The organism is Aminobacterium thunnarium (assembly GCF_055390565.1).
Map to the genome: position 1 here is coordinate 764,625 of NZ_AP042412.1, position 12,791 is coordinate 777,415.

Genomic DNA, 12,791 nt, shown 5'->3' on the forward strand with positions numbered 1-12,791 from the left:
TTTTAATATTTGTTATAAGTTTCTTTATATTAAATTCTGAAAGTTACGGTGCAGAAATATCTGTCATGAGAGGCCTTTCTGTTCAACAAGTTGGATCTCAAAATCTGTATATACGCGTATCGGGAGAAAACCTACCGTGTCCAAAGATAGCGGAGGAACATCCTAACATGACAGTGTTGCTTTGGGAACAGGTTACTCTCCCGTCTTCGCAGTGGAAACGTATGTACAATTTCCCCCTTCTTTCTTCCATCAAAGCACAGCAAAAGGGAAATGATATAGAGATGACGATAGTTCATTCCAACGATCTATCTCTTTCTTGGAAAAGTAAAATAAATCAACAGCTGCCTCAAAGAATTCTTATACTTAAGAAGCGAAACGATAATCAGATGTACGATGATAATAAGCCCCAAAAAGGAAAAAATAAACTTACATCGGATCCTGTTTCTATTTCCCTCCGTAGAGCTCTTTTATCCGATGTTTTTAGACTTTTTGCCGAGTATTGGAATTTAAATTTAATTGTAGATGATTCAGTACCTGAAAAAGAAATAACATTAGTTTTAGAAGATATACCTGCTATGGAAGCTTTTTCTTATTTATTAAAGTCGCATAATTTACGATTTGCTATGTTAGGTGAAAAGACACTTTTTATAGGCACAACGGAGCATCTAGAGAATATTTTCAGGACAAAAAATACTGAACGTTTCAGATTGGCTTATAGTAACGTAAAAGATGTGGCAAAAATTTTAAAACAAGCAACAGGCATTAAGAAAATTATAGAAGATAAACGTCTTAATACTCTCTATATCACAGGAGATAGTGAACAATTGGAGAGCGTGAAGCATTATATAGATCTTATAGATCGGCCAGGAAATCAGGTAATGATAGAAGCACGGATAGTGGAAGTATCAGATAGAGCATCGGAAGAAGTTGCTTCTTGCCTTGATTCTATCTATAAAAATTGGATGCTTACATATAATGGCAAGGGGAGCCTTGGACAAATAAGATATAGTAAAAGTTCTAGGAAACAGCTTGCGGACGAAGATCCTCCACTTTCCGGCGCCGTTAAAAAGTTGGATGCACTTTTTACCATGCTTGAAAAAGATGAGCGCGGCCATGTTTTAGCCAAACCTTCTGTAATAACTGTAGAAGGAACACGTGCTCGTATACGTCTTGTTCAAAAGTATCCATATGTTTCGACTCGTGATGAAGCAGGAAATCCCACATATATTTCAGAAGAAGTTGGTCCCCAATTGGAAATAACACCTTTTGTAGGAAGGGATGGAGTTATAACAATCAAATTAGCAATACAAACAGGAGAGGTTATTTCGTGGAGGGAAGGGGCCAGGGGAGAGTTATACCCTGAAACAAGTACAAGAGAAGTTGAGACGCATGTTCGTATTCGTGATGGAGAACCTTTTGTTATCGGTGGACTGTTTAAGGAGCAGAAAAGGAAAAACCATTACAAGTTCCCTGTTTTAGGAGATATCCCAATTCTGAAGTCGATATTTTCGTCTCAATATGTTGAAAGGGATCGAAATGAAGTCGTAATTGTTGTTGTTCCATATATTCTTTCATTTCCGCAATGAGTCACCGGAACAACTTTCATACTTGACAACAACTCATGAGTCATGTAGAATTCCCCTTGTCCTCGCAGCAAGGGCGAGTGGTGGAACGGCAGACACAGGGGATTTAAAATCCCCCGAGCGTTAGCTCTTGCGGGTTCAAGTCCCGCCTCGCCCACCACGTAAAAGTTGCAAAACATGTTGCAGGAAGTTGCAAAGTTAAGGCAACCGAGTTAGTATATACAATGTGTTGATTATCGCGGGGTGGAGCAGTCAGGAAGCTCGTCGGGCTCATAACCCGAAGGTCGCAGGTTCAAATCCTGCCCCCGCAACCAATTTGGCGGTGTAGCTCAGATGGCTAGAGCATGCGGTTCATACCCGCAGTGTCACTGGTTCGATTCCAGTCACCGCCACCAAATATAAAAACTAAAGGCGGGAGACTCATCTCCCGCCATTTTTGTTTCACCTCTTGTGTGGGAGGTGGTAGTGTGATATGACAGAAAATATTGAAAAACAACTTCCATATGAATTATCTCTTCCTTACTTACGTAGTAAATTCTGGGCCGTTGCTCAAAAACAAGGCTGGGCAGGAAAAAAAGGTCCTGCAGTTGTTGCTGTCTCTGGAGGTAGCGACTCTGTAGCGCTATTGTGGTTCTTTGTTCAGTTTTGGCCTGGAAAAGTTGTAGTTGCCCATTTAGAACACGGTATTCGTGGAAAAAGTTCTTTTGAAGATGCTGACTTTGTAAAAGCTCTTGCAAAGCAGTGGCATTGCGATCTTCAAATAAAGCATGTAGCTGTTCCCCAACTCCTTGAAAAGGGTGAAACGCTTGAGGAAGGAGCGCGTAGAATACGCTATGACTTTCTTGAATATGTTTCATCTTCATGTCAAGCAGAAATTGTTGCTTTGGGTCATACTGCTGATGATGTGGCGGAAACCCTTCTTTTCAACCTTTGTCGCGGCTCAGGCCCCTTTGGCCTTGTCGGAATTCCTGAAGTTCGAGAGCAATATGTTCGTCCTCTTATTAATTGGTGGAGGGAAGACTTGCAGCGCCTTTTAACAGCGAGAGGCATTACATGGAGAACTGACCCCACAAATTCTGATACTGTGTACGCGCGGAACCGAATCCGTCATGAAGTTATCCCTATGTTGGAAAAAACTATAAATCCTTCTACGCGACAACACCTTGTAGATTTAGCTCAGGATATGCAAGAATACAGACAAAGAGAAGAGGAACAGGGAGCGCTCCTTCTCCAATGGGCGAAACGTGATTTCCCTTTTTCTTTCTACGCAGCAGATTTGGCTTTTATTCGTTCTCTTTCGGATCAGGAAATTGCCTGGTTTATACGAGCCGTAGGCAGAGATCTGAATTTAAAAACTTTAACAAGAAATAGACTAAACTCTTTAGTGTCAACAATAAGAAAATCTGGACGTTGGTTGTTTCAATGGGAAAATAGAGTTTTTATTTGTTGCGGTTCAGGTTTTATGGTATGGATAAATCCAAAACTCCTGTATAATACTCACGCTACACCACTGGAGTTGACTTTTGACGATGAGGAAGGTCGGGCGTATTGGGGTGTTTGGTCTGTTTCGTGGGAAAAAAAACAATCAGTTCCTAAGCATTTGAATTCTTCTCTGAAGGTTTTTTGGGGAGTATATCCCTTGAGAAATGATTCTTGTCTTTCTCTTTCTTCTTTAACGTCTAAAAGAGGAATGGCAGAAAAAAATACATTGAAGAAAATCCCCTGGTGGTTAGAGAAAATATGGCCATTTTTTGGTGATAAAGATAGATGGCGATGGATTCCAATTATTGAAGATTTTTCCACGCCAAGCAAAGAGTTTTCAAATAAAAATTCCTGGAGTGGGCCATGGATAATTTTGAGGCTGGAGCCACATTCTTCAGCTCTGGAGGGATAACAATAAAATGAACTATGAAGTTTCAGATATACTTTTGTCTGAAGAGACGATTCAAGAGCGAGTAAAAGAGATTGCTACAGAGATAAGCAAAGAATATGCAGGGGAAGAACTGGTAACAGTAGGGATTTTAAAAGGAGCTGTTGTATTCCTTTCCGATCTTATTCGGCACATTGATAAAGATGTTGATGTTATTATGGAATTTATGGCTGTATCTTCATATGGTGATTCGACTAAAACAAGTGGAATAGTCAAGATAATAAAAGATATGGATACTAGCATAAAGGGAAAGAACGTTCTCATCGTTGAGGATATTGTTGATACCGGTCTGACATTGTCGTATCTTATTCGTATGATGCAAGAACGTCAGCCAAAAAGTGTTCGTGTCTGTGTGCTCCTCGATAAAGAAGAACGCAGAAAGGTTCCAGTGAAAGTAGATTATAAAGGATTTGATATTCCTGATAAGTTCGTGGTAGGGTATGGATTGGATTATGCAGGAAAATGGCGAAATTTGCCATCTATTCATATAGTTGAAACAAATACGGATAGCCCCGAAGTGGGTAATTCAATGAGAGGCGGCGATATTTAGTGGGGCGATTGATTAAGAACCTCGGATTGTACCTGATTCTCGTTGTGCTTGTTGTAAGCCTCGTAAACGTTTTTTTATCTCCGGCGCATGGGCCACAACAATCTGAAGCGATTACGTATTCCGAGTTCCTAACAGCAGTAGATACGGGACAAGTTAAGAGTATTACAATTAAAGAAAATACAATATCGGGTCGTTTTATAGATGGAAGAAGTTTCCAGGCCGAAGTTGTTGGTGCTGGAGATCTTGCAAAGGAAATAGCTAGCAAGGGCGTTAACGTGCAAGTAGAGGCCCCTCAAAAAACGCCGTGGTGGGCTACTATGATATCTTCCTTCTTCCCTACCTTGCTTCTAATTGGAGTGTGGATATTCTTCCTTTACAATATGCAAGGTGGCGGTGGCAAGGTGATGAGTTTTGCCAAGAGCAAAGCTAAGCTTTTCCTTGATAATCGTCCGAAAGTAACGTTCGCAGATGTTGCTGGTTGTGATGAATCTAAAGAAGAGTTAAGTGAGGTCGTTCAGTTTCTTCGTGATCCTGGCAAATTCAGAGCGTTGGGGGCACGAGTACCTAAAGGTGTATTGTTATTGGGACCTCCTGGTACAGGTAAAACTTTACTGGCTCGAGCTGCAGCGGGAGAAGCAGATGTTCCCTTCTTTAGTGTAAGCGGATCTGATTTTGTTGAAATGTTTGTTGGTGTTGGTGCAGCTCGTGTTCGAGATCTTTTTGAGCAGGCACGAAAATACCAGCCTTGTATCATTTTTATTGACGAAATGGACGCTGTTGGACGTCATCGTGGTGCGGGTCTTGGTGGTGGACATGATGAAAGAGAACAGACTCTTAACCAACTCTTGGTTGAACTTGATGGTTTTGACGAATCAACAGGGATAATTCTTATTGCGGCAACAAACAGACCAGATATATTGGATCCAGCATTATTACGTCCTGGTCGCTTCGATAGACATATAGTTGTAGATCGTCCAGACGTTAAGGGACGCGAGGAAATATTGGCTGTTCACGTTCGAAGTAAGAAGTTAGCAGATGATGTTGATCTCGGCGTTGTAGCACGTCGTACTCCAGGTTTCGTAGGTGCAGATTTAGCGAATCTTGTGAATGAAGCGGCCCTTTTAGCCGCACGGGCAGGTAAGAATCTTGTTACTATGGCGGAGTTTGAGGAAGGTATTGACCGAGTTATTGCTGGACCAGAACGAAAGAGCCGCCTTGTAAGTGATAAAGAGCGGAAGATTATTGCTTATCATGAGACTGGCCACGCTCTTGTTGCTAAATATTTACCAGATTGCGACCCAGTGCATAAGATTTCTATTATTCCTCGTGGTCACATGGCCTTGGGATACACGTTGCAATTGCCGGTGGAAGATCGTTTCTTGATGTCTAAAACCGAATTGCTCAATCAAATTACGGTGCTTCTTGGTGGACGTGTTGCTGAGGAACTTATCTTTGGAAATGTTACGACTGGTGCAGGTAACGATTTAGAGAGAGCTACCCAAATTGCGCGAAGAATGGTTACCGAATTTGGTATGAGCGATACTCTTGGACTTGTTAAACTTGGTCATAAACATCAGGAAGTCTTTTTGGGACGCGATATTACTGAAGATAAAAATTATAGTGATAACGTAGCCTATATGATCGACCAAGAAGTTAAAGCTATCATTGACGGTTGTTATGAAAAGGCTAAACAGATATTGACTGAAAAGAACGATCAAGTTGAAATGGTAGCGAGTACACTCCTTGAGAAAGAAGTTATAGAAGGTAAGGAACTTGATGAACTATTGGGATTGGCACCTCAGGAGGAAGAAGTAAAAGAGCAGAATTATGCTCAGACAAAAGAGACTGAGACAGAAGAAATAAAAGAAGCGCAGCATGAAGGCAGCGCTAAACCTGAAGTTGCCGGCAACCCCGTATAGTTTTACTTTAACGACCTTAAGCGTGTCTGCTACTCCTTGCAGGCACGCTTTTTTTTACTGCCATGAATGATAGACTAAGGAGAAAGGGAGTTGGTACATCATGGCTGAAATTTTTAAATTGAGATCTGATTGGCCTCCCTCAGGGGATCAGCCTGAAGCAATAGAACAATTAATTTCTTCCATAGAGAAAAATACACGATTCCAAACCCTTTTAGGGGTTACCGGAAGTGGTAAGACTTTTACTGTTGCCAATGTTTTAGCCCACTTCGATCGTCCAGTTCTTGTCCTTGCACATAATAAGACTTTAGCTGCGCAACTTTACTCTGAATTTAAATCATTCTTCCCTGACAATGCAGTTCATTATTTTGTAAGTTATTATGATTATTACCAGCCCGAAGCTTATATCCCGTCAAGTGACACATATATAGAAAAGGATGCCTCCGTTAACGATCGTATTGAAAGATTACGATTAGCAGCGACGAAAGCTCTCATAGAGCGAAGAGATGTAATTGTTGTTGCGAGCGTATCATGTATTTATGGCTTGGGAAAAAAGGAAATGTACGAAGAGGTTATCTTCCCATTTTCTGTTGGTGAAAAATGGGATCGTCGCAATTTTATGGAACGATTACTCGATAACTATTACGCTAGAAATGATATGATTCTTGAGCCCGGTAAATTCAGGGCACGAGGCGACGTTATAGAGATTTATCCGTCTTATAGTGAGACTGCCATTAGAATTGCTTTTTATGACGATGAAATAGAACGAATAGATGACATTGATCCCGTAAGCGGGCATTCTTTACGGTCTTTAGAAAAGGCTTCAGTTTTCCCCGTTCAACACTATATAACAAGCAGGGATGCCATTGATAAGGCTATGGACCAGATCCAGCAAGAGTTGGACGAACAGGTTGCTTCTTTTAAAGCGCAGGGAAAATTCCTTGAGGCACAGCGTATAGAAATGAGAACTCGATACGATATGGAAATGTTGGCTGAGACAGGATATTGTTCAGGCATAGAAAATTACTCTCGTTATCTTGATGGTCGTAAGCCTGGTGAGCCTCCTGGAACTCTCCTTAACTTTTTCCCTGATGATTTCATTATGGTTATCGACGAATCTCATATTACGCTTCCTCAGGTGCGAGGAATGTACAATGGAGATAGAGCCAGAAAACTCACTTTAGTTGAGAATGGATTCCGCCTTCCTTCCTGTTTGGATAATAGGCCTCTGAACTGGCAGGAATTTAAAAAAAATCTTCATCAGGCTATCTTTATTTCAGCTACTCCAGGGGATTGGGAGCGTAAAGTGTCTGGTAGTCTTGTAGAGCAGATTATACGACCAACGGGAGTTGTCGACCCTGAAATTATTGTAAGTCCAGCAACGGGACAAGTTGATGATCTCGTTAATAGACTTCGGGAAGTAACTGAACGAGGTGAAAGAGCACTTGTTACAACTTTAACGAAGAAGTCATCTGAAGATTTGGCTGAATATCTTGCAGAACTTCAGTTTAGAGTAAAGTACATACACTCTGAATTAAATACTTTTGAAAGGGCTGAACTCATCCGAGATCTTCGAAACGGAGAGATTTCAGTACTCGTAGGAGTTAATTTGTTACGAGAAGGTATGGATCTCCCTGAAGTATCGTTAGTTGCTATTCTTGATGCTGATAGGGAAGGATTTTTGCGGTCTCATCGTTCGCTCATTCAGATTATGGGAAGGGCTGCGAGGAATATTGGCGGGCAAGTTATTCTTTATGCCGATGAAAAAACTGAAAGTATAAAAACATCTGTGGAGGAAACGCGGCGTCGTAGAGAGATACAGATGCGCTTTAACGATGAGCATGGAATAATTCCTCAATCTATTTATAAGTCGGTACAAAGTCTTTTGCCAGAAGAGCTTATGGAGGATATAGAATTAGTTAAGAGTAAACGAGGTAAAAAGAGAGGAAAGGACATAGAAGAATATACCCATGCTGATCTTGAGCGATTAATGTGGGAAGCTGTTGAAAAACTTGATTTTGAAAAAGCGGCGCAAATTCGTGATATATTAACAGATTCGAAAGGGAAGGAGTGGCAACGAGTTGCATCTCATCAGCATAAGAGGAGCAAGAGAGCACAATCTCAAAAATATAAACGTTACACTTCCAAAGAATAAATTAGTAGTTATTACCGGGCCTTCGGGGTCAGGAAAATCATCTTTAGCTTTTGATACGTTATATGCGGAAGGGCAACGACGTTACGTTGAATCTCTTTCTGCATATGCAAGACAATTTCTTGGTGTACAAAAGAAACCAGATGTAGACGATATATCAGGTCTATCCCCAGCTATATCCATTGAACAAAAAGGAACTTCACATAATCCTCGTTCAACAGTGGGAACAGTTACCGAGGTTTACGACTATTTGCGATTGATTTATGGCCGTTTAGGAATTCCTTATTGTCCATCGTGTGGAAAGGCTGTGGTCAGGCATTCCTTAGATGAAATTGTCGATATTATTTTCCGCAACTATCCAGAAAAGCGTTTAGAAATACTTGCCCCTCAGGTTCGAGGGAAAAAAGGCGAGTTTAAAAATCTCTTTGCACAAAATAGAGAAAAAGGGTTTATGCGAGTTCGAGTGGATGGCACTACTTTTTGGCTTGAAGAAGAAATTCCTCTTGATAAAAATAAGAGACACACTATTGAAGTTGTTATAGATCGTTTAAAGGTTCTGGAAGATCGTAAAGGCCGCATCAGCGAAGCTGTCGAATCTGCTCTTTCTCTCTCTGGCGGCTATGTTCTGCTCGTTACAGAGGGGGGAGAGGAGCAGCTTCTTACAGAAAATTATGCGTGCCCTGATTGTGGCATTTCTCTTCCAGAAATAGAGCCACGACTTTTTTCCTTCAATAGCCCCTTCGGAGCCTGCCCAGAGTGTTCTGGACTAGGCAGCCATGAGCATTTTTGTGAGGAACATGCCGTAGACCCAGTCCGTTCGGTTGAAGAAGGCGCACTTCTTCCTTGGAAGAAAAAACACTATATGTTGAGTAAACTCTACACCTTCTCCCAGACGAAAGGATGGGATATGTCTTTGCCTTATGAAAAGCTTCCCGAAGAAGTTCGGCATTTTATCCTGTACGGTAGTGACGAGCGGCTTCCAATGTTTTTTTCGGATCGAGGAGAACGTCGTCAATATATGGGAAAATACGAAGGGTTGCTTTCTTGGCTTGAAAATCGTTGGAAAGAGACTGAATCTGAAAGTGTCATGGACGAGTTAGCGGGATATCGTATAGAAGATGTATGTCAAACATGTCACGGACTTCGTCTTCGTCCAGAAGCTTTGATGGTAAAGCTCAAAAATTACACTATTGGAGAGCTCGTTGAAATGCCAGTTGACCGGCTTTTGCCCGTTTTGAAAGAGATGGAGTTTACTGATAATGAAAAGAAAATCATGGGGCAAGTCATGATTGAACTCGAAAAGAGGCTTTCTTTTCTTATTGATGTGGGAGTGGGTTATCTCTCCCTTTTACGACGAGCCGATACTCTAAGTGGAGGAGAGAGTCAACGTATTCGTCTGGCTACGCAGATAGGTTCGAAGCTTAGCGGCGTTCTTTATGTTCTTGACGAGCCGACGATAGGTCTTCATTCTAGAGATACAGATCGTCTTTTGCGCACTCTCAGATCTATTCGGGATTTGGGCAACACTGTTGTTGTTGTAGAGCATGATAGGGAAACAATGCTTGCAGCTGATGCTATTGTGGAAATGGGGCCTGGGGCTGGTGAATTAGGTGGAGAAATTATTAATTCTGGAACGGCAGAAGAGGTTAAAAGCAGCAAGGCTTTGACAGGTCCATATCTTCGAGGAGAGGTGTCGGGATGTGTTCGGAGAGAGAATCTCAGGCGACCTTCCAATTGGCTCACGCTAAAAAAAGTTGCCCATCATAATCTGAAAAATATTGATGTTCCTATACCAGTTGGTGTTTTTACATGCATTAGCGGGGTTTCGGGATCGGGAAAGAGCAGCCTCCTTTACGATGTTTTATATAAAGGAATGAAGCGTATTCTTGACAGAGATTTTAGAGAGAGGGCAGGAAAACACCTTAAAATAGAAGGCGCCGAAGTCTTTAAAAATGTTGTGCTTGTAGATCAAAGTCCTATTGGGCGGACTCCGCGGTCGAACCCCGCAACGTATACAGGGCTTTTTACTCTTATTCGGGAACTCTTTGCTGAGCTTCCAGAGTCTAAAATACGAGGTTATGCTCCTGGGCGGTTTAGTTTTAATGTTCGTGGGGGACGATGTGAAGCTTGCGGCGGTGCTGGTTCTGTCAAGGTCTCCATGCTATTTTTGCCCGATGTCTATGTAGATTGTGAGGTTTGCGGAGGTACACGGTACAATAGAGAAACGCTCGAAGTTCGTTATAAAGGGAAGAATATATCAGATGTGCTTAATATGACAGTGGATGAGGCATCAGAGTTTTTTAAAGATATACCTCGAATAGCTTCAAAACTAGCCCTCATACAAGATGCGGGCTTGGGTTATATCCGTTTGGGCCAGTCAGCATTAACGTTGAGTGGGGGAGAAGCGCAAAGGGTAAAATTAGCAAAAGAACTAAGTAAACGTTTTACTGGGCCGACATTATATCTTCTTGACGAACCAACAACAGGGCTTTTTTATACCGATGTAAAGAAATTGCTCCAGATTTTGCATCGAATAGTCGATCAGGGGAATACAGTTGTAACGATAGAACATAACTTGGATGTTTTGTTATCGTCTGACTACATTATCGACTTGGGGCCCGAGGGTGGTATGGAGGGAGGAAAAATAGTCTGCCAAGGAACTCCTGAAGAAATAATAAAGAGCAGAGAGGGATACACGTCTGCATATCTTCATGAATATGCCAGACAGCTTGAAAGGGATGAACATTATGAGCGCAAAACAGCATCGTAACACGAAAAGTTTTAAGAATTCTAAAGATCGCGATATGAGACATCGTGACATAAATAAAGACAAAGACAAAAGCAAAGAAAAAAATAAAGAACAAGGAGAGCAGCAACTAGATGACCTTATGTGGGGGCGTCAACCCATTCTTGATTTATTGCGTTATTCTCCTCAAAAGTGTCTGAAATTATGGATTTCTGAGAGAGTTCACCCATCTTTTTCTGGAGAAGTGACAACTCTTGCCCGTTCTGCAAAAGTAACATTTCAAAAGGTTGCACCGATGGTTCTTGATACTATGTGTATTGGAGAGAATCATCAAGGTGTCGTAGCTAAGATTACTGCTGTAGATCAATTAGAATTGGATGATTTTTTACCAACGATTGCATCAAATAAGACACCAGTTCTTCTTGTCGTTCTTGATCATATCCTTGATCCTCATAATTTAGGTGCTATTATTCGATCTGCGGAAGCTGCTGGAGCAACAGCTGTTATTTATCCTAAAAGACGTTCTGCTTTGCCAGGAGGAACTGTTGTCAAAGTAAGTGCAGGGGCAGCCTTGCGTCTCCCCATGATTTCTGTGACAAATATAGCGCAGACGATTGTGCAGCTTCAAGGCGAAGGGTTTTGGGTTGTAGGTCTTGACCATAATGCAAAACAGACACTTTGGGAAGCAACTTATCCTGATAAGGCTGTTTTTGTCGTTGGGGCGGAAGGAGAGGGATTGTCCCGTCTTGTTGCTGAACGATGTGATATGTTAGTTCGTATTCCTATAACGGGCAAAACCGGCTCTCTCAATGCCAGTGTTGCTGCGGCACTGGGAATGTTTGAGTGGGCCAGGGGAAAAGGAGTAGATGGTCATGGTGAATAAAAATGTAGAGTCAATAGCCGTCATTGGTGCTGGAATGTTGGGCGGTTCTGTGGCACAGGGTTGGGCCCATAAGAAATGCACTGTTTTTGCCTATGACAAAGATAGACAGAAAGTGGAAGCCTTAGAGAAAGAGGGCGTTCATTACATTGCTGATAGTGAGGAAGCGATTAATAGGGCAGATGTTGTCGTTTTTGCCTTAAAACCTCATATTCAATTACCAGTAATTGCCTCTTTAGCTACGAATTTATCGAATAAACTTTGTTTTTCCATGGCAGCTGGCCTACGTTTGGAACAGCTTATGGAAGCAGCACCAGCGGCTCGATGGATTCGAGGAATGACAAATATTTGCGCATCTGTTAATGCTGCTTTTACAGCATATACATCATCTTTGGGTGCAACGGATGAAGATAGAAACGTCGCGAAATCTCTCTTTGATCTTTTGGGAGAAAGTGAAGAAACAATAGAACCGAATCTTGATGCTATTACGGGTATATCTGGGTCAGGGCCGGCGTATATGTTTACAGTGCTTGAAGCGTTGACCTACGGAGGACTCCGTGTTGGAATTCCTAAGAATTTAGCATTGAAGGCTTCAGCCGCTACAATGATTGGGGCTGCAAAGTTGGTTTTAGACACAGGAAGGCACCCAGCGGATCTTAAAGACGGCGTTGTCACTCCGGGAGGAACAACTATTGAAGGGCTTTATCAATTGGAAGAAGGGGCAGTCCGAGCAGCTTTTATACGTGCCATTACAGAAGCTACACGCCGAGGAAAAGAGTTGGGAGAGAAAAAGAAGAACAGTTAAAACTAGTTTAACTCCTTTTTAGCTCTTTTATGTTATTGACATTTCAGGCCAAGACCTGTAGAATACCGTTTCGTCGGGTGGTTAGTTCAGGGGAAGAACGCTTCCTTGACGCGGAAGAGGTCAGAGGTTCGAATCCTCTACCACCCACCATTTGATAGCTACTGGCTTTCGGGCTTTTTGCCTGAAAGCCTTTTTGCTATTGGGAAGTAGTCATAAAACACGCCTTTTT

The 12,791-nt window shown here is 41.9% G+C and carries 8 protein-coding genes and 4 tRNA genes; all 12 read left to right on the forward strand.

Annotated elements, in window-relative coordinates:
• Positions 1–167: 167 nt before the first annotated feature.
• The 12 genes from ACZ5GY_RS03735 to ACZ5GY_RS03790 all read left to right on the forward strand — a co-directional run bounded on the left by ACZ5GY_RS03735 (position 168) and on the right by ACZ5GY_RS03790 (position 12,712).
• Positions 168–1,586: a type II secretion system protein GspD gene (locus ACZ5GY_RS03735; RefSeq protein WP_464112009.1), complete on the forward strand. Its 1,419-nt coding sequence runs from the start codon at positions 168–170 to the stop codon at positions 1,584–1,586.
• 71 nt (positions 1,587–1,657) lie between these two features.
• Positions 1,658–1,743: transfer RNA gene (locus tag ACZ5GY_RS03740), tRNA-Leu, on the forward strand.
• A gap of 77 nt (positions 1,744–1,820) precedes the next feature.
• Positions 1,821–1,897, forward strand: a tRNA-Met gene (locus tag ACZ5GY_RS03745).
• 4 nt (positions 1,898–1,901) lie between these two features.
• Positions 1,902–1,978, forward strand: a tRNA-Met gene (locus ACZ5GY_RS03750).
• A gap of 77 nt (positions 1,979–2,055) precedes the next feature.
• Positions 2,056–3,477 carry a tRNA lysidine(34) synthetase TilS gene (gene tilS / locus ACZ5GY_RS03755; protein ID WP_213690785.1) on the forward strand — a complete coding sequence of 474 codons (1,422 nt, stop codon included), beginning with the start codon at positions 2,056–2,058 and terminating at the stop codon, positions 3,475–3,477.
• A gap of 7 nt (positions 3,478–3,484) precedes the next feature.
• On the forward strand, positions 3,485–4,063 hold the full coding sequence (hpt, locus tag ACZ5GY_RS03760) for a hypoxanthine phosphoribosyltransferase (protein ID WP_213690784.1): 579 nt from the start codon (positions 3,485–3,487) through the stop codon (positions 4,061–4,063).
• Complete coding sequence (ftsH, locus tag ACZ5GY_RS03765; protein WP_213690783.1) at positions 4,063–5,982, forward strand: ATP-dependent zinc metalloprotease FtsH; 1,920 nt, start codon at positions 4,063–4,065, stop codon at positions 5,980–5,982. Before hpt ends, ftsH begins: the two co-directional genes overlap by 1 nt.
• 100 nt (positions 5,983–6,082) lie before the next feature.
• A complete protein-coding gene (gene uvrB / locus ACZ5GY_RS03770; protein ID WP_213690782.1) occupies positions 6,083–8,134 on the forward strand; it encodes an excinuclease ABC subunit UvrB in 2,052 nt (683 codons plus the stop codon).
• A complete protein-coding gene (gene uvrA / locus ACZ5GY_RS03775) occupies positions 8,061–10,901 on the forward strand; it encodes an excinuclease ABC subunit UvrA (RefSeq protein ID WP_213690781.1) in 2,841 nt (946 codons plus the stop codon). The genes uvrB and uvrA overlap by 74 nt, the downstream gene beginning before the upstream one ends.
• Complete coding sequence (rlmB, locus tag ACZ5GY_RS03780; protein WP_464112010.1) at positions 10,879–11,760, forward strand: 23S rRNA (guanosine(2251)-2'-O)-methyltransferase RlmB; 882 nt, start codon at positions 10,879–10,881, stop codon at positions 11,758–11,760. The genes uvrA and rlmB overlap by 23 nt, the downstream gene beginning before the upstream one ends.
• Positions 11,750–12,562, forward strand: coding sequence for a pyrroline-5-carboxylate reductase (gene proC / locus ACZ5GY_RS03785; protein WP_213696044.1), 813 nt, complete (start codon positions 11,750–11,752; stop codon positions 12,560–12,562). The genes rlmB and proC overlap by 11 nt, the downstream gene beginning before the upstream one ends.
• Positions 12,563–12,637: 75 nt before the next feature.
• Positions 12,638–12,712 (forward strand) — tRNA-Val (locus ACZ5GY_RS03790).
• Positions 12,713–12,791 lie beyond the last annotated feature (79 nt).